The sequence below is a fragment of the Streptomyces sp. TN58 genome (assembly GCF_001941845.1).
In the GTDB taxonomy this organism is placed as follows: domain Bacteria; phylum Actinomycetota; class Actinomycetes; order Streptomycetales; family Streptomycetaceae; genus Streptomyces.
This window is the reverse complement of record NZ_CP018870.1, coordinates 1,030,332-1,047,475: the sequence shown is the minus strand read 5'-3', so window position 1 is coordinate 1,047,475 and position 17,144 is coordinate 1,030,332. Positions and strand designations below refer to the sequence as shown.

13 protein-coding genes are annotated in these 17,144 nt (G+C 72.2%); 7 read left to right on the top strand and 6 right to left on the bottom strand.

Annotation, left to right across the window (positions count from 1 at the left end):
- Positions 1–596: 596 nt before the first annotated feature.
- From BSL84_RS04755 to BSL84_RS04740, 4 genes are read left to right on the top strand one after another with little or no spacing between them, the layout of a single operon-like run.
- Positions 597–1,829 (top strand): MFS transporter, encoded by a 1,233-nt coding sequence (locus BSL84_RS04755; protein ID WP_079273128.1) that lies wholly within the window; start codon positions 597–599, stop codon positions 1,827–1,829.
- A 54-nt stretch (positions 1,830–1,883) separates the two neighbouring features.
- On the top strand, positions 1,884–2,126 hold the full coding sequence (gene acpP, locus BSL84_RS04750) for an acyl carrier protein (RefSeq protein WP_030028928.1): 243 nt from the start codon (positions 1,884–1,886) through the stop codon (positions 2,124–2,126).
- A complete protein-coding gene (locus BSL84_RS04745) occupies positions 2,126–3,307 on the top strand; it encodes a beta-ketoacyl-[acyl-carrier-protein] synthase family protein (protein WP_030028929.1) in 1,182 nt (393 codons plus the stop codon). Before acpP ends, BSL84_RS04745 begins: the two co-directional genes overlap by 1 nt.
- Positions 3,308–3,323: 16 nt before the next feature.
- Positions 3,324–4,487: an 8-amino-7-oxononanoate synthase gene (locus BSL84_RS04740; RefSeq protein WP_045320976.1), complete on the top strand. Its 1,164-nt coding sequence runs from the start codon at positions 3,324–3,326 to the stop codon at positions 4,485–4,487.
- Positions 4,488–4,563: 76 nt separating this feature from the next.
- On the opposite strand, the gene BSL84_RS04735 is transcribed toward BSL84_RS04740, so the two are convergent.
- From BSL84_RS04735 to BSL84_RS04720, 4 genes are all read right to left on the bottom strand, one after another.
- A complete protein-coding gene (locus BSL84_RS04735; protein ID WP_079273127.1) occupies positions 4,564–5,808 on the bottom strand; it encodes a cytochrome P450 in 1,245 nt (414 codons plus the stop codon).
- A 211-nt stretch (positions 5,809–6,019) separates the two neighbouring features.
- On the bottom strand, positions 6,020–6,571 hold the full coding sequence (locus BSL84_RS04730) for a streptavidin (protein ID WP_030030699.1): 552 nt from the start codon (positions 6,569–6,571) through the stop codon (positions 6,020–6,022).
- A gap of 304 nt (positions 6,572–6,875) precedes the next feature.
- The gene (locus BSL84_RS04725) at positions 6,876–10,742 is read right to left on the bottom strand and encodes an NACHT and WD repeat domain-containing protein (RefSeq protein ID WP_079273126.1); all 3,867 of its coding nucleotides are present in this window, start codon (positions 10,740–10,742) and stop codon (positions 6,876–6,878) included.
- 146 nt (positions 10,743–10,888) lie between these two features.
- Positions 10,889–11,251 carry a hypothetical protein gene (locus tag BSL84_RS04720; protein ID WP_030031007.1) on the bottom strand — a complete coding sequence of 121 codons (363 nt, stop codon included), beginning with the start codon at positions 11,249–11,251 and terminating at the stop codon, positions 10,889–10,891.
- A 290-nt stretch (positions 11,252–11,541) separates the two neighbouring features.
- On the opposite strand from BSL84_RS04720, the gene BSL84_RS04715 reads away from it, so the two are divergent.
- Together BSL84_RS04715 and BSL84_RS04710 are read left to right on the top strand one after the other, a co-directional pair.
- Entirely contained in the window at positions 11,542–12,627 is a 1,086-nt protein-coding gene (locus tag BSL84_RS04715) for a right-handed parallel beta-helix repeat-containing protein (RefSeq protein WP_420711109.1), read from the top strand.
- Between the two features lie 34 nt (positions 12,628–12,661).
- The gene (locus tag BSL84_RS04710; protein WP_075969878.1) at positions 12,662–13,750 is read left to right on the top strand and encodes a methyltransferase; all 1,089 of its coding nucleotides are present in this window, start codon (positions 12,662–12,664) and stop codon (positions 13,748–13,750) included.
- A 105-nt stretch (positions 13,751–13,855) separates the two neighbouring features.
- On the opposite strand, the gene BSL84_RS04705 is transcribed toward BSL84_RS04710, so the two are convergent.
- Positions 13,856–14,113, bottom strand: a complete 258-nt coding sequence (locus BSL84_RS04705) for an acyl carrier protein (RefSeq protein WP_030037370.1) — start codon at positions 14,111–14,113, stop codon at positions 13,856–13,858.
- A gap of 13 nt (positions 14,114–14,126) precedes the next feature.
- Positions 14,127–15,323, bottom strand: a complete 1,197-nt coding sequence (locus BSL84_RS04700; RefSeq protein WP_030037371.1) for a SchA/CurD-like domain-containing protein — start codon at positions 15,321–15,323, stop codon at positions 14,127–14,129.
- 147 nt (positions 15,324–15,470) lie between these two features.
- On the opposite strand from BSL84_RS04700, the gene BSL84_RS04695 reads away from it, so the two are divergent.
- Complete coding sequence (locus BSL84_RS04695) at positions 15,471–17,141, top strand: FAD-dependent oxidoreductase (RefSeq protein WP_075969877.1); 1,671 nt, start codon at positions 15,471–15,473, stop codon at positions 17,139–17,141.
- Positions 17,142–17,144 lie beyond the last annotated feature (3 nt).

Here is a 17,144-nt window from a genome sequence, read left to right as displayed (position 1 = left end):
AAAGTGACATGTTTTCAAGCCCCCGTTGTGTCTGTCACTGCTCGGATCTTCACCGGATGTTCATAATCGGCCGTTGGTCGATGGCCGGTGTCGCGGTCCGGGAAGGCCGTTCCGGTGTTCGATGCTAGTCACGTCGGGCCGAATATGCATCCTCGTGTGACTCAACCCACTGCGGTCTGCGTCAACTTCCCCTGGCGTGGCTCCAGTCAGTTGTCACACCCCCGACCGCGTCGGCGCAAGCGATTATTGAGGGATCGTCGGCCCGCTTCGGCGGAAACAGGTATTGACAAGCCGTCCGATCTCGTCGACCGACCCGGTAGTTTCAGGCCACATGTACCGCGTGTGGCTTGCCGTTGACCGGAAATCGACTTTTCCGCCGTCATTCAAGTCGGCGACATGGAGGGTGATTTCGGCCAGCGGTGGGCGTGACCGCACTCACGCCCGCTCCGTCCGTGTCGGCATATGCTTGCTGGTACGTTGATCACAACGACCCCGTTCGTAAAGCCGGTTCACGAGACCGGCTCGACCTGAAAGGGGAGCTGGGAAATTCACGATCCTGACATGCGTGATCCCGCGCAGGGTCCCCGGGAGGCGTCATGCCCCACAAGGTGATTCTGGCGCTTCTCGCAATCGGCTCCTTCGCCGTCGGCACGGACGGCTTCGTCATCAGCGGGATCCTTCCGCGTATCGCCGGTGAGCTGGACGTGTCCGAGCCGATGGCCGGGCAGCTCGTCACCGCGTTCGCGCTGAGCTACGCGATCAGCGCACCGGTCCTGATGACCCTGACCGCCGGACTGTCCCGGCGCGTCATGCTGCGCGGTTCGATGGCGGCCTTCCTGCTCGCCAACGTCCTGGGCGCGCTCGCCCCGACGTACGGGGCGCTGATGACGGCCCGCATCCTCGCCGGGGTCAGCGCCGCCCTCTACATGAACACCGCCGCGGCCACCGCGACGGCGCTCGCGGGGGAGCGGTACCGGGGGCGGGCGGTCTCCATGATCATCGGCGGGCTCACCGTGGCCACGGCGCTCGGCGTGCCGGGCGGCACGCTGGTCGGGCAACTCGGCAGCTGGCGGCTGACGCTGGCGCTGGTCGTGGTGCTCGCCCTGCCCGTCCTCGTCGGCCTGTTCGCGGTCCTGCCGGCGGTACCGCAGCCGCCCGCGATCAGCATGCGGGACCGGGTGCGCATCGGCGCGCAGCGCCCGGTGCTGCTGGCCGTCCTCGCCAACCTGTTCGCGGTCGCCGGCTGTTTCACCGTCTTCACCTACCTGGCGGCCTTCACCCGCGCCACGACGGGCATGGACGACGCCCGGGTGAGCATCGTCCTGCTGGTGTTCGGCCTCGCGGGGGCGGTCGGCAACGCGGTCGGCGGCCGGCTCAGCGACCGCATCGGGGCGCAACGCACCTTCACCGCCTCGGTGTCGGGCGTCGCCCTGGCCATGGCGCTGCTGGCGGTGCTGTCGAGCTTCTTCGCCTCCGGATCGGCGGCCGTGGTGGCCGTCTTCCTCGCCGTGACGGTCGCCTGGGGGACGGTCTACTGGGCCGAACCGCCCACCGCCATCCACCGTGTGCTGGACCTGGCGCCGACGGCCCCGAGCGTGGCCATCTCCGTCAACAGCTCCGCGTCGTATCTCGGCGTCGCCCTCGGCGGTGCGGTCGGCGGCGCGGTCCTCGACCGGCTCTCGCCGGCCGCCCTGGCTTGGACGGGCGCGGGCCTGGAGCTGATCGCCCTGGCCCTGGCCGTCCTGCCGGGGGTTCGCGCGGGCCGCAAGCCCCGGGCCGGGCAGCCGGCCGGCGGTCTGCGGGAGCCCGTGCCCGAAGCACGACCTTGAAACCTTTGAAAAAACCTATGCAATCCATCCGATTTTGGGGGAGGTTGGCCACCCGTGGCTAACGACGACGTTTTCGACCGGCTCACCACCTGCACCGTCGACGTCCTGCAGGTCAAGGCCGCGTCCGTGACCCCGGACGCGCATCTGGCCGACGACCTGGGCGCCAGCAGCCTCATCCAGGTCGAGCTGGTCATGGCCATCGAGGAGGAGTTCGGCATCTCGGTGCCCGACGAGTCCGTCGAGGAGATCCAGACCGTCGGCGACCTGCACCGGCTGATCCTTTCGCTGGTCGCCTGATGAGCGGCCGGACAGACGTGGCACGCCGCGTCGCGATCACGGGCCTCGGTGTCGTGAGCGCCTGCGGCACCGGGGCGGAGGCCTTCTGGGAGGGCCTCTTCCGAACGCCCCCGGACGGACACCGGGAACTGACCGACTGGGACCCGTCACCCTGGCTGGACGTCCGGGAGGCCCGGCACACCGACCGGTTCACCCAGTTCGCCGTCGCGGCCGCCGACATGGCCTACCGCGACTCGGGCCTGACGGAGGTGGACGCCGAACGCAGCGGCGTCGTCGTCGCCACGGCCCTCGCCGGAGTCAGCACCTTCGAGCGGCAGAGCGTCATCCACCACGAGCGCGGCGGCAGGCGGGTCTCCCCCTTCCTCGTGCCGATGATGATGGCCAACGCCGCCGCCGCGACCGTGGCCATGCGCCAGGGCTGGCGGGGGCCGTGCGAGAGCCTGGAGACCGCCTGCGCCGCCGCCACCCACGCCATCGGGCACGCGGCACGGATGATCGCCGACGGCACCTGCGACCGGGTCATCGCCGGCGGCACCGAGGCGGCCGTCACGCCCACCATCGTCGCCGGGTTCACCAACATGCGGGCCCTGTCCCCGTCCGGCCGCACCCGGCCCTTCGACGCGGAGCGCGACGGCTTCGCCATCGCCGAGGGCGCCGCGGTACTCGTACTGGAGGAGTGGGACACGGCGGTGGCGCGCGGCGCGGTCATCCACGGCGAGGTGCTCGGCTCGGCCAGCACGGCCGACGCGCACGACATCACCATGCCCGCGCCCACCGGCGCCGACGCGGCCCGCTGCATCCGCCTGGCCCTCCAGGACGCCGGGGTGCGCCCGGAGGACGTACGGCAGATCAACGCCCACGGCACCGGAACCCTGCGCAACGACGAAGCGGAGACCAACGCCATCCTGTCGGTCTTCGCCGACTGCCCGCCGGTGACCTCCACCAAGGGGGCCACCGGGCACGCCTTCGGCGCGGGCGGCGCCTTCGAGGCTGTCGCGGTGCTCCTGTCCATGCGGCACGCGGTGATACCCCCGACCGTCGGTCTGACCGCCCTCGATCCCGCGCTCGCCGTGGACGTGGTGGCGGGCGAGGGCAGGAAGTGGGAACCCGGACCGTCCCTGACACAGTCGTTCGGCTTCGGCGGCCACAACGGCGTCCTCGTCCTCGGCCCTGCCCGATAGCGTTCGGAGCGAAGCGATGGAAACAGAGCGACACGGCGATCCGCACGACGTCTTCGCGTGGATCGACGACAGCACCCGGCGCCGGGACCGGGCGGGCCTCACCCGCCGGGTCCAGGTCCGGGGCCCCCGGCCCGACGTGATCGACTTCGGCGGGAACGACTACCTCGGCCTCACCCGCCACCCCGGCGTGGTCCGGGCGGTGGCCGACGCCTCCCTGACCTGGGGAGCCGGCTCCACCGGCTCCCGGCTGGCCACCGGAACCACCGAGGTGCACACCGAACTGGAGCGGGAGCTGGCGGAGTTCACCGGGGCGGAGGCCGCGCTGGTCTTCTCCTCCGGCTACCTGGCCAACCTGGGCGCGGTGACCGCACTGGCCCGCCCGGGCACCCTGATCGCCTCCGACGCGTTCAACCACGCCTCCCTGATCGACGGCTACCGCCTCTCCGGCGCCGAGGTGGTCGACACCGCGCACGCCGACCCGCAGGCTCTGGAACGGGTGCTCGCCGGACGGGAGCAGCAGCGCGCGGTGGCGGTGACCGAGTCGGTGTTCTCCGTCGACGGCGACCTCGTCGACCTCGGTGCCGTACTCGACGCCTGCCGCCGGCAGGGCGCCGGACTCCTCGTCGACGACGCGCACGGCTTCGGGGTCGTCGGCGGGCGCGGAGAGGGCGCGGTGACCGCCGCCGGCCTGGCCGGCAGCCCCGACGTGGTCACCACCATCACCCTGTCGAAGTCCCTGGGCGCCCAGGGCGGCGCGGTGATCGGCCCCCGCCGGGTCGTCGACCACGTCATGAACATGGCCCGGAGCTTCCTCTTCGACACCGGGCTCGCCCCGGGCTCCGCGGCCGGCGCCCTGGCGGCGCTGCGGGTCCTGCGCGCCGAGCCGGACCGTCCGGCACGTACCCGCGCGGTCGCGGCGGCACTCGCCGAACGCCTCAGGGCGGCCGGCCTGCCGGTGACGGACGCGCAGGCGGCCGTGGTCTCGGTGCGCGGACCCTCCGCGGCCCAGACCGCGCGGTGGGCGGAGGACTGCCTGGCCGAGGGGGTCAAGGTGGCATGCTTCCGCCCGCCGTCGGTACCCGACCGGTTCTCCCGTATCCGGCTGACCTCCCGGGCCGACCTGACCGAGGCGGAGATCGACCGCGCCATCGAGACGGTGGTCAAGCACAGTCCCTGGTAAGGCCTTTGACCGAGCGCACGGCGGCTCGGGGGCCGGCCGGGATCGGCCGGCCCCGGGCGCACCGGGGCGCGGTGGGTCAGCCCCGCCGCACCAGTACCTGGAGCGGGGCGCGGAAGGACAGCAGCGCCAGCATCTCCGGCGAGGACCCCTCGCAGAAGCGGAGGTCCGGAAGCCGCTCGGCGGTCATCCGCATCACCACGTCGGCCTCCATCCTGGCCAGTTCGGCCCCGGAGCAGCGGTGGCGCCCGATACCGAAGGACAGGTGCCTGCGTACGTTGGCCCGGTGCGGACAGATCTGCTCGGGGTGTTCGAAGACCTCGGTGTCCGATCCGGTGGACGACAGCATCAGCAGCAGGGGAGCCCCTGCCGGGAGGCCGACACCGGACAGCGTCACCGGCCGGGCGGTGACGCGGCGCCAGGTGGTGATGGGCGGGTCCCGCCGCAGCACCTCCTCGGTCCACGGTTCCACGACCGCCGGCTCGGCGGCGAACCGCTGCCACAGACCCGGTTCCCGGAGCGCCCTGCGGTACATGGTGCTCAGCATCTGGGTGGTCGTCATCTGACCGGCAATGATCATGAAGTAGACCACGGCCGCCTTCTGGGTCACCCCCAGCGGCTCACCGTCCGGCAGCCGGTGCGCGGCCAGTGCGCCGAGGAGCGTGCCCTCCTCGGGCGCGGGCTGGGACACCAGGCCGGTGAGCCAGGCGTAGAACTCGGCGGCCTCGCGGGCCAGCGCCACCTCGCGCTCGCCGCGCGGCCGCCCCCAGAACAGCTCAAGGGAGGCGTCGCTCCAGCGGGCGAGGGTGTCGATGTCCACGTCGATGGCCGCTTCCAGCCCGAGCAGGCGCAGCATCACCCGGAAGGGAACGTCCCGGGCGATGGTCGTCGCCAGATCGCAGACGCCGTCGGCGGCGAGCCGCTGCTCGACGTCGTCGAGGGCCTCCGCGACGACCTTCTCGACCATCGGCACCGAGGCGGCCACGGCCTGGGCGTTGAACAGCCTGGTCATGATGCGCCGATAGCCGGCGTGGCTGTCGGAACCGTTGTTTGCAAGCGTTTGCGGAAGGTCGAACCTGACCCGTGCAAGGACGCGCAGCGTCGGCACGGAAAATCTTCCTATTGCGTCGATCGCATTGTCCGGAAGGTAATTCTCCGGATCGAGCAGAATGGCGCGCACGTCCGCGTACCGGCTGATCAGCCAAAGTCCCGTGTTCTCGTCGAACTTCACGGGTTCGTGTTCTCGTAGCGCCGCCATCGCCGGATACGGGTCGAGCGCGTACCCCTGGTCGAACAGGTCCACACTGTCAACGGGTATTGCCATCACGTCAATTCCACCTTCCCCCGGTCGACGGTATCAAGCCGTCGTGATCACGCTGAATACCAGCCGGGGAGGAAACCCTGTGAGACGCGTCTCGCGCGGACGCCGCCCGGGGCGGGGTCCGCCGGCGGCGGGCGATCCGGAGGGGATACCTCCGGGCCGCCCGCACGTGTACGGTCCGGCGTCTCGGCACCCTGGGGGCGCCCGGACGCTTCTACTGCTGGACGGCGTCGAGCGGGTTGCCGTTGTTGACGCCGGCCTTCTTGGCGGCGTCGATGGCCGCGGCTGACGGCTTCACCTTCGTGAAGGTGTCGTGGCCGACCAGCGTGGACTTCCAGGCGTTGGCCTCGGTGGTCCCCGAGGTCAGCAGCCACTGGGTGTTGATACGGGCCTCGGAGCCGCCGACGTACTGGCCGCTCCACGTGGTGGCGGAGTGGGCGTTGCGGTAGTTGTTCTTCCACGCCACCGTCCAGCCGAGGGCGGTGCCGCTGCCGTCGGTGGCCGGAGCGCTGTCGTAACGGCCGGTCAGGACGTAGCGGCTCTCGGCGTTGCCGACGGCCGACTCGTAGGTGCCGGTGAGGCTGCCGTCCGCGTTCGCGGTCACGATGAAGGTCGAGCCGAGCTGGTTGTACCAGGTGCCGGTGATGCCGGCCTCGGCGACGGCGGCCTGGGCCTTCGAGTCCTTCGACGGGTCCGCGGACGCGCTGGCCGTAATACCGACGGTGGTCAGAGAAACGGCAATGGCTGCAACGACGATCTTGCGCATGTGCGACACGAAAAAGCTCCCCTGGTTGTTGCCGGCGGAGGACGGGTGGCGTGCGTGATGTGCGCGTCGCCCGTATCCCGCCCGTCAAGGCTTGTGACCTCGGCCGGGCACCTGAAGGTGCCGGTGGTGAACAGCAATGCGGCATGCACCCTTCGGCGGCGGATCTGGGTGGTCGAGGTCCCGGTCGATGGTTGCCAAGGGCACATGTTCGGTGTAAATCGTACTATCGATTGGCGGGTTCTCAACAACATTTTCTGCAAAGGAATTTCAGCCAAACTATGGCCGGGTCTTTATGGTCGACCCGTCAGATCAGGCTGGAAAACGCCCCTCTTCGGGTGGCGCGGACGCCGTGGAACGCCGCCCCGGCCGGCCCTTCCCGCAGCCGGTCGACCACCGCCAACCGCGCCTCCACGTCCAGGTCCCACAGCCGTACGGTGCCGTCCGTGCTGCTGCTCGCCACCGTCCCCCCGTCCGGGGCGAAGGCGACGCCCCACACGGCGTTCGTGTGCCCGGAAAGCGCCGCCAGCGCGCGCCGGCCGGCCACGTCCCACAGCCGTACGCTCCGGTCGTTGCCGCTGCTCGCGAGCGTGCGGCCGTCGGGGGAGAACGCGATGCCGCGGGCCGAGCCGGTGTGGCCGGCCAGTTCCGCCTCCACACGGTGCCGCCGCGCGTCCCACAGCCGTACGGTCCCGTCGTTGCCGCTGCTGGCGAGCGTCCGCCCGTCGGGACTGAAGGCGACGCCCCGGACCGCACCCGAGTGGCCGGCAAGAGCCGCCAGCGGCCTGCGTCCTGCCACGTCCCACAGGCGGACGGTCAGATCGTCGCCGGCGCTGGCCAGGGTGCGCCCGTCCGGGCTGAACTCCACGTCGTTGGCGAAATCCGTGTGCCCGCTGAGTGTGGCCAGCGGACGGCGCGATGCGACGTCCCACAGCCGGACCGTGCCGTCGGATCCGGCCGAGGCCAGGGTCCGCCCGTCCGGCGCGAAGTCCACAGCGAACACCGTTCCGTCCTGGCCGGCCAGCGTGGCCGACGGGCCCCCCGCCGCGACGTCCCAGAGCCGGACGGTGCCGTCGGATCCGGCCGAGGCCAGCGTCCGGCCGTCCGGCGAGAAGTCCACCGAGAAGACCGTCTCGCCGTGCCCCTCGAACGCGGCCACGACCCGGCGCCCCGCCACGTCCCACAGCCGCACCACGTGATCCGCCTCCGCGGTGGCCAGCAGCTTCCCGTCCGGGCTGTACGCGGCGTGCCAGATCTCCGTGAACGGCCGTGACGCCAGCACCGCGCCCCGCAGGTCCCAGAGCACCACCGACTGGTCGAACCCGGCGGTGGCCACGAGTGCGCCCCGGCCGTCCACGGCCACCCCGAGCACGTAGTCGGTGTGCCCGGCGAGCGTCGCCGTCAGCCGGCCGCCCGCGACGTCCCACAGCCGGGTCGCACCGTCACCGCCCGCGCTGACCACCGTCGTCCCGTCCGGTGTGAAGGCGACGCCGTTGACGTCGTCGCTGTGCCCCGTCAGCGTCGCCGTCGTACGGCGCCCGGCCACGTCCCACAGCCTCACGGTCCGGTCGACGCCCCCGGAGGCGACCGTACGGCCGTCCGGGGCGAACGCCACCCCCAGTACCTCGTCGGTGTGCCCGGACAGCACGGCCAGCGGCGCGGCCTCCACCGGATCCCACAGCCGCACGCTCCGGTCCGCGCCGGCCGAGGCCAGCGTCCGCCCGTCCGAGGCGAACGACAGGGCGTTGACCTGCCCGGTGTGCCCGGCCAGGGAAGCGACGGCGCGATACTGACCGGAGGCCTCCCACAGCCGCACCGACCCGTCCGCGCAGCCGGTCGCCAGGGTCCGCCCGTCCGGCGCGAAGACAACCGTCCGCGAACCCGTCGTACTCGCCGGGAGCACCGCCCTCGTGCTGCCGTCGGCGGTGTCCCAGAGCCGGGCCGGCCCGTCCGTGGAGACCGCCGCGAGGGTCCGGCCGTCGGGGCTCACGGCGACCGCGCGGACCCGGCCGGCCATCGTGAACGTCGCGGTCGTGCGCCGGTCGGACACCCGCCGCAGGGTCACCGTACCGTCCGAACTGCCCGTCGCCAGCACGCCGTTGGCCGGCCCGAAGGCCACCGCGTTGACCGGCCCGCCGTGCCCGCGCAGGCGGGCCAGGAACGGCTGCGACTGCGTGCTCAGCAGCGCCCCGCGCGCCTCGCTCGTCCGCGCCGTCCGGTACGCGTCCCCGGCGAGCAGCATCGAGGCCTCCGGCTGCCCCGCGGCCAGCGCCGCCGACTGCAGGGCGAGCGCCCGCGAGCGGGCGGTCCGCTCCTGGGCGAGCGCGCCGGTGCGCTGCTGGTAGGCCAGCCCGCCGGCGCCCACCGCCAGGACCAGCAGGACGGCCAGCGTGGCCAGCATCCACCGGCGCAGCCGCGCCTGGCGGGCGGCCTGCCGCTCACGGCCGTCCTGCACCGCCCCGCTCTCGCGCAGGAAGGCCGCCTCCAGGGGCGCGAGCCGGTCCCTGCCGCCGAGTTCGTCCGCCCAGGAGCGGGCGGCCTCCAACCGGGTGCCCCGGTAGAGCGCCGACGGATCGCGGCCCTCGCGCTCCCATTCGGCCGCGGCGTGGGACAGCTGCCGGTGGACCAGGAGCCCCGCCCGGTCGGCGCGGATCCATCCGCGCAGCCGCGGCCAGGCGTGCAGCAGGGCTTCGTGGGTGATCTCCACGGTGTCGCTGTCCATGGTGATCAGCCGGGCCCGTACGAAGGCGTCGAGCGCGGCGGCGGCCGGGCCGGCGTCGGCCGGCTGCTCCAGCAGGGCCGTCCGGCTCGTCCGGCGACGCGTCGCACCGGTGTCGTCGGCGACGTGCACCAGCCGCAGCAGGACACGGCGGAGGGTGCTCTGCTCGGCGGGGTGGAGGCGGCCGAACACCTCCTCGGCGGTCCGGGCGACGGCGCCCTGGATGCCGCCGGTGCGCTCGTATCCGGAGACGGTCAGGACGGCGCCCTCGCGCCGGCGCCAGGTGGCCAGCAGCGCGTGGGAGACCAGCGGCAGCGCGCCGGAGGGCGTCGTCCCGCCGGACGGGTCGTCGCGCAGGCCGGCATCACGCAGCAGCAGGGGGACCAGCCCCGGTTCCAGGGCGAGGCCGGCGAGCCGGGCCGGGCGGGTGATCGACTCCCGCAGCTCCGCGGGCGACATCGGCGACAGGACGAACAGCCCGCCGGTGAACACCGGGGCCAGCTCCGGCAGCTCCAGGCAGTTGCCGGAGAAGTCGGCCCGCACGCCGAGCACCACGACGGCCGGCTCGTGCGCGGCCGGCTCGGGGCACGGGACCGACAGCTCGCGGAGCACCCGTACGAACGCGCGCCGCTCGTCCTCGTCGGTGCAGAGGGTGAACAGCTCCTCGAACTGGTCGACCAGCAGCACCGGGCGCAGGGGCGGCGCGGGCAGGCCCGGATCGGCCGCCGGGGCCGGCTCCGACAGCCGGTGGACCGCTTCGAGCAGGGCCCGGGGGCGCTCCCGCAACTCCCGTGCCGTGATGCCGAGATCGCCCCCCAGCACCTTCGCGGCGCGGCCGAGCAGTTCCTCCAGCGGCTGTGCGGTGGGGGTCAGCGCGACCACCGGCCAGGTGTCGGCCCCCGGCATGGGGAAGCCGCCGCCGCGCAGGGCCGGTACGAGCCCCGCGTGCAGCAGGGAGGACTTGCCGGCGCCCGACGGGGCGACGAGCACCAGGGGCCCGGCGCCGATCCGCTCGAAGACCCGTTCGGCCAGTTCGGCGGTGGCCCGCTCCCGGCCGAAGAACCAGCGGGCGTCCCGCGCGGTGAAGGCGGGCAGGCCGCGGTAGGGGCACTCGCCCTCCTGCCGCGGCCCGGCCACGGTGGCCCCGGCGGAGGCGGTCCCGCCCTCGGACGCCTCGGCTTCCCGGGCCATCCGCAGCAGTTCGCCCCCCGCCCGCAACACGTCGTCGCAGCGCCGTGCGACGTCGACGGTGACCCGCTTCGCACCGGTCTCGATCTTGCTCAGGTAGCCCTTGCTGTAGTGCGTCTCGCGCGCCAGGTCCGCGAGGGACAGGCCGCGTTGCAACCGCAGACGTCTCAGCTGGGCAGGGAAGGGCCGCACGGTGTCGTCGGACTCCCGCAGCTGGTCGGTCGTGCGCCGGCGGTCCGGATCCGGGTCCCCCAAGACATCCCCCATGGCAGTGCGCCCAGGCAGCGAGACGGTGCTGCCCAGGCTACCGCGCGGGACGGCCGGAAATGGGGAGCTTCCAGCCGGTATGACGAGAACAGGAACGTCCCGGAGCCGCCGCACGGCGGCTCCGGGACGCCGGTCTCGCCCTGGCGTCAGGGGTTGAGGCGGATCGAGTTGATCGGGGTGAGGTCGGCGTACACACCGGTCTTGGCGGCGATGGGGCTGCCACAGCCCGCGCCGCCCGAGCCGGTGCACAGGTTTGCGGTCGCACCGCCGTACTGGTTGTTGAGCACCCAGTGGTGTCCGAACTGGTTGGTGAGGTTGTGCGCCCCGTACCGGTAGAAGACGTGCGTCGGCTTGACGGCCGGGTTCTGGTTCTGAGGGTAGATGCACACCGCCCCGTCCGGGCATCCCGCCCAGGCGTCGACCGGCTTGGCCTCCACCGAGGCGCTGAGGGCGATCACCGCGACGACGGACGTGGCGAGAGCGGCGGCGCCGCGGAACAGCTTGCGCATGGTTTCCCCTTGCGGTTCGTGCTTCGTGCTGACGGCTCCAGCCTGGCGCCGGCCGGGCTCCGGGGTCGACGGGTTGCCCGTTGCCCGTCCCGTGTCGGACCGGGAAACCCCTCGTGGCCTGCCCCGTTGTCGGCCAGGGGGCAACGGCGCGGGGGTTGTGGGCCGGGGGAGCCGGCTGCGGTACGACGATCCACTCTCCGGGCGTCAAAATGCGGCCGTTTGCCCACGGCATGCGTCGATCCGCTCACCCAGTGTGGCGATTTGTCGCAATCGCCCATAACTTCTGCATTGTGACGAATCGACAACTCAAGTCCCTCACGTGCATCGCCGTCGTCATGGCCGCCGGGTTCGGCGTCTTCTCGCCACCCGCGTCCGCGGCCGGACACCGGGTACGCCCGGGCGATTCGATCCAGGACGCGGTGGACTCCGCGCGGCCGGGCGACATCATCACCGTGATGCCGGGCACCTACTACGAGAACGTGCTGATCACGAAGAGGCTGACGCTGCGCGGATGGGGAGAGCGGACGGTGATCAGGCCGCCGGCCGCGAAGACCCTGCCCGCCCCGGAGGCGTCCGGACGGGCCGCCCTCGCCTGCTCGCAGGCCGACACCGGAATCTGCGTCATGGGTACGGAGGAGCAGCCCGTCACCGGTGTCGAGATCCGGGCTCTGACGGTCTCCGGCTTCAAGCGGAACGGCATCTGGGCCTCGTACACCGACCGCCTGAGCGTCGAGCGCGTGATCTCCGAGAACAACAGCACCTGGGGCATCGCCCAGGAGCGGTCCACCCGCGGCTTCTTCCGCGACAACATCGCCCGCGACAACGCCGAGTCGGGCATCTTCATCGCCAACACCGTCGCGCGCGAGGGCGGCGCCACCGACACCCACGGCGCCGTGATCCGCGGCAACAGGCTGACCGGCAACCGGATCGGCGTCACGGTCCGGCGCGTCCGCAACCTCACCGTCAGCGGCAACCACCTCACCGGCAACTGCGGCGGCGTCTTCGTCGTCGGCGACGAGGGCGAACCCGGCGCCGGGGACCTGACCATCCGGGGCAACCGCATCCACGAGAACAACAAGTTCTGCAAGGGCAACAGCCGCCTCCCCGACATCCAGGGCGTCGGCGTCGTCCTCACCGGCGCCGAAGAGACGGTCGTACGGTCGAACTCCATCCGGGGCAACGTCGGATCCTCCCCCCTGTCGGGCGGCGTCCTGCTGTTCAAGAGCTTCGTGGGCGCGACGAACACCGACAACGTCGTCGAGGACAACGTGGTGCTGGACAACCTGCCCTACGACCTGGCCAACCAGGGGGCCGGATCGGGCAACCGGTTCCTCGACAACGAGTGCGACACCTCCGTGCCGGCCGGCCTGTGCTGAACCGCTTCCCCCTCATCAGGAGAATCGAGCCCCTATGACCACGGTGAGTTCCACCGCTGCCTCCACCCCCGCGCCCTCGCCCGTCCCCGCTCCGAACGCGGGCCCCCCGCACACGCCCCCACCGGCCATGCGGCTGCGCGAGCTGGCCTTCGGCGCGGCCGTCGCCGCCGCCGTACGCGCCGCCGCCCGGCTCAAGGTGGCCGACGCCCTCGGCGAGTCACCCGCCACCGCCGCCGAGCTCGCCGCCGCGGTGCACGCGGAACCGGAGCCCCTGCGACGGCTGCTCCGCGCCCTGTCCTGCTACGGGATCTTCGCCGAGACCGAGGACGGCGGCTTCGTCCACACGGACATGTCGCGGCTGCTGCGCGAGGACGACCCGCACAGCCTGCGCTACATCTCCCTGTGGTGCACCGAACCCTGGACCTGGCAGGCGTGGCCGCGGCTCGACGACGCCGTCAGCACCGGCGGCAGCATCTTCCACGACCTCTTCGGCAAGGGGTTCTTCGAATACCTGCACCAGGACGCGCACGAGTCGGCGCACGTCTTCAACCGCGCCATGACCACCTCCAGCATGCAGTCGGCGCTGGACGTCGCGGACCTGCTCGACCTCACCGGCGTCTCCGTCGTCGCCGACATCGGCGGCGGGCAGGGACACGTCCTGGCCTGCCTGCTGGAGAAGCACCCGACGGTACGCGGGCACCTGCTCGACCTGCCCGGCGTGGCCGCGAAGGCCGATCCCAGGCTGCGCGACGGCGGCACCCTCGCCGACCGGACCGCCATCGTCCCCGGCGACTGCCGCGAGGCCGTCCCGGTCGACGCCGACCTCTACATCATCAAGAACATCCTCGAATGGGACGACGAGAGCACCCGCAGGACCCTGCGCAACGTCGTCGCCGCGGCCCGCCCCGGAGCCAGGGTCGTCGTCATCGAGAACCTCGTCGACGACACCCCCTCGATGCGGTTCACCACGGCCATGGACCTGATGCTGCTGCTCAACGTCGGCGGGGCCAAGCACACCGAGGAGAGCCTGCGCACCCGTCTGGCGGACGCCGGACTCCTGCTCGGCGACGTCCGCCCCGTCAACGCCTACCTGCACGCCTTCGAGTGCACCGTGCCCGGGTGATCCTGGCCTTCCCGGCACGCGCCACGACGCCCCGGTACCGGCGGTCGGCCGGCGCCGGGGCGTCGTCGTACGTGCCGGGCGGCTGCGCCCGTCCGCCCGGTCGCGTCAGGTTCCGGCCGTCAGGGCGTTGTTGACGAGGTCGAGGAACTCGCGCGGCGACTTGCACTGGTCCGCACCGGCGGGCAGGGACCGGCCGTGCCGGTTCTCCAGCTCGCCGACGATACCGAGCAGGCCCAGGGAGTCCAGCCCCCACTCGTCGAACTTCGCATCGGGCCGGTCCGCCATGACGGCGGGGTCGACGGCGATGCCCGCACCCTTCTTCATCAGCGCGGCCAGCTCTTCCACGGTCAGTCGGTCGGTCATGGCGGGCTTCTCCTCAAGCTCGGGCCGGCGAGCGCCGGTCGGTGATCAGGCGCATCTCGGAGCGCTCCAGGAAGCGCGAGATCTCCTGGTGGGTGGTGGGCACGCCGTCCTTGGCGCTGTCGAGCAGCCGGGCGAGCACCGCCGCCTTGTGGCCGCCCTCGACGCCGAGCGTCAGGGCCGGCCGGGCGTCGTGCGGGCCGCGCAGGTCGAGGAGGCGGACGACGACGTCGTCGCGCTGGAAGACGGTGCTCGCCTCGATCGGACTCGTCGCGTCGTCCACGGCCGCCTCGTCCTGTGCGGCCAGCAGCCGGGCCAGTTCCGTACCGCACCCCTTCTTGGCGGGATAGAACAGCGCGTGCCGCCCGAGTTCCGCGCCGTCGCTCCCGCCCGCCGCCACGTGGTGCACGGCGGGCAGCGCCGCACGGGTGAAGAACGTCCGGGCGGAACCGGGATCGCTGAGATCGCGGTGCTGCTCCAGGTACGGGTTGATGGCCTCCTCCAGCTTCCTGACCTCGGGCTGCTGAGCCACATGGCGCAGCGCCGCGAGCAGGTCGCCCTCGACCTCCAAGGCCCGTACGACGCGGTTGCCGTGCATGAAGAGGGAGGTGCGGCGCAGCCGGGTGTGTTCGTCCACCTGTGCCTGCGGCGAGGCGTACCCGCTCAGCAGGTCCGCCACGACGGACTCGCTGCCCGGCTTGACCGTGAAGGTCAGGGCGTGGCGGACCACGCCGTCACCGCGCCGCGGGGCGACCTGCAGGCGGCCCCTCGCACGGTCCGGTCCGCCGGCCGCCGCGGACGCGGCAGCGGCGGCGAAGGGGGTCTCGGCGGACGGGCCGGCGGAGAAGGCGGCGGCGCCGGGACCGTGGTCCCTGCCCGTCTCCCGCAGCACGCTGAACCGCAGCGAGCGCGTGTCCCGTACGCAGCCGTGGAGCGGCTGGACAGAGGCGACGTGCTCCTCGCTGTTGACCCAGGCCAAGAACCGCGGTGCGCTCTCCCATTCGCTGGTGATCAGCCACTGGGACGGATTCTCGATCGACTGGCACAGTTCGTCCCGGATGTGCCCGGGGACGGAGGACACCTGCTTGTGGAGGTCCTCGTAGACCTCCAGGAACTGGTTCTGCGCACCGTCGTACAGATCCAGCAGCAGCACGACCCGAAGCCTTGAGTCGTCGAAGGCGGACTGGGATATCCGTTCCGACAAGGTTGTCATCGTTCACACTCCTTCGAGACCACACGGTCGCCACGGGGCGGCGCCACCCGAACCGATCGTGGTCCGGTAGCGCCGTCGGCGCGAGAGGAGAGAACCAAGCGGGTGAACGAGCGAGGGAACACCCGCCGCAGAGGGCATGGAAGATCCATGAAGGAAAACGTCGACCACCGCGTCCCGGTCCTCATCGTGGGCGGCTCGCTGGTGGGCCTGTGCACCTCGCTGTTCCTCGGCCGTCATGGCATCACGCACATGCTGGTCGAGAAGCATGCGGGAACCTCGCTGCACCCGCGTGGACGCGGTATCAACGTCCGCACCATGGAACTGTTCCGCGTCGCCCACGTCGAGGACCGGATCCGTGAGGCCGCCTCGGTCCTGGCGGACAACCACGGCATCCTGCAGGGCGGATCCCTGACCGGCGACGACCAGGAGTGGCTGTTCGAACAGATCGACCCGGGCGGCGCGCTGGCCCGTTTCAGCCCTTCGACCTGGTGCCTGTGCAGCCAGAACGACATCGAGCCGGTGCTGATGTCGGTCACCCCCACACTCGGGGCGGACCTGCGGTTCTCCACCGAACTGCTCTCCTTCGAACAGGACGAGAGCGGGGTCACCGCGATCGTCAAGAACCGCGAGAGCGGCGAGCACAGCACGGTGCGCGCCGACTACCTGGTCGCCGCCGACGGCCCGCGCAGCCCCGTGCGCGAACAGCTCCGGATCGGCCAGAGCGGTCCCGGCGACCTCTTCCACAACGTGAGCATCACCTTCCGGTCCCGGATGCTCGCGGACGTGATCGGCGACCGGCGCTTCATCGTGTGCTACCTCACCAAGCCGGACGCGGACGGGGCCCTGCTGCCCGTCGACAACCGGGAGCGGTGGGTCTTCCACGCGCCGTGGCACCCCGACCGGGGCGAGACGCTGGAGGACTTCACCGACGAGCGCTGCGTGGAACACATCCGCCGGGCCGTCGGCGCACCCGGACTGGACGTCGAGATCACCGGGAAGGCGCCGTGGCACGCCGCCGAGCGCGTCGCCCAGCGGTACGCGGCCGGCCGAGTCTTCCTGGCCGGCGACTCCGCCCACGAGATGTCGCCCACCGGGGCGTTCGGCTCGAACACCGGCATCCAGGACGCGCACAACCTCGCCTGGAAGATCGCCGCGGTACTCGACGGCGCCGCCGGCCCGGGGCTGCTGGAGACCTACGAGTCCGAGCGGCTCCCGGTGGCACGGGCGACGAGCGAACGGGCCTCGGCCCGTTCGGCGGAGCACAGCCACCCGGGGTACGAGCCGGACCCGGAGACCGTCGCCGAGCCCGCCGCCGGAGCGCCGGCGCGCGGCGGCGGCCGGCAGAACGGCGTCCTCACGGTGGCCATGGGCTACCGCTACGGCCAGGGCGCGGTGGTGGGAGCCGACCCGGACCTGCCGGTCGTGCCCGAGCGGATGCGCCTGTGCGGGGACCCGGGCACGCGCGCCCCGCACCTGTGGCTGCGCGACCCGGCGCGGGGGGAGCGGAGGTCGACCGTCGACCTCTACGAGCGGTCCTTCGTCCTGCTCAGCTCCGAGGGCACACCGTGGAGCGGCGCGGCGGGGTCGGTCGCCAAGCGGATGAACGTACGCCTGGACGCCTACGCGATCGGCACCGGCCCGGAGGCCGACCTGATCCCGGAGGACGGCGGCGACTGGGCCGAGGCGCACGGCACCACGGCGTCCGGCGCGGTACTCGTCCGCCCGGACGGCTTCGTGGCCTGGCGCTCACCGGACAGCGTGGCGGACCCCGAATCGGCCCTCTACAAGGTCCTGACCACCCTTCTGGACCGCTACTGACCG

What these genes read in the sequence shown, in the direction of transcription:
- BSL84_RS04755 (WP_079273128.1), top strand. Translation starts at nt 597, where the DNA reads ATGCCCCACAAGGTGATTCTGGCGCTTCTCGCAATCGGCTCCTTCGCC.
- BSL84_RS04745 (WP_030028929.1), top strand. Translation starts at nt 2,126, where the DNA reads ATGAGCGGCCGGACAGACGTGGCACGCCGCGTCGCGATCACGGGCCTC.
- BSL84_RS04740 (WP_045320976.1), top strand. Translation starts at nt 3,324, where the DNA reads ATGGAAACAGAGCGACACGGCGATCCGCACGACGTCTTCGCGTGGATC.
- BSL84_RS04735 (WP_079273127.1), bottom strand. Translation starts at nt 5,808, where the DNA reads ATGGCAATACCCGTTGACAGTGTGGACCTGTTCGACCAGGGGTACGCG.
- BSL84_RS04730 (WP_030030699.1), bottom strand. Translation starts at nt 6,571, where the DNA reads ATGCGCAAGATCGTCGTTGCAGCCATTGCCGTTTCTCTGACCACCGTC.
- BSL84_RS04725 (WP_079273126.1), bottom strand. Translation starts at nt 10,742, where the DNA reads ATGGGGGATGTCTTGGGGGACCCGGATCCGGACCGCCGGCGCACGACC.
- BSL84_RS04720 (WP_030031007.1), bottom strand. Translation starts at nt 11,251, where the DNA reads ATGCGCAAGCTGTTCCGCGGCGCCGCCGCTCTCGCCACGTCCGTCGTC.
- BSL84_RS04710 (WP_075969878.1), top strand. Translation starts at nt 12,662, where the DNA reads ATGACCACGGTGAGTTCCACCGCTGCCTCCACCCCCGCGCCCTCGCCC.
- BSL84_RS04705 (WP_030037370.1), bottom strand. Translation starts at nt 14,113, where the DNA reads ATGACCGACCGACTGACCGTGGAAGAGCTGGCCGCGCTGATGAAGAAG.
- BSL84_RS04700 (WP_030037371.1), bottom strand. Translation starts at nt 15,323, where the DNA reads ATGACAACCTTGTCGGAACGGATATCCCAGTCCGCCTTCGACGACTCA.
- BSL84_RS04695 (WP_075969877.1), top strand. Translation starts at nt 15,471, where the DNA reads ATGAAGGAAAACGTCGACCACCGCGTCCCGGTCCTCATCGTGGGCGGC.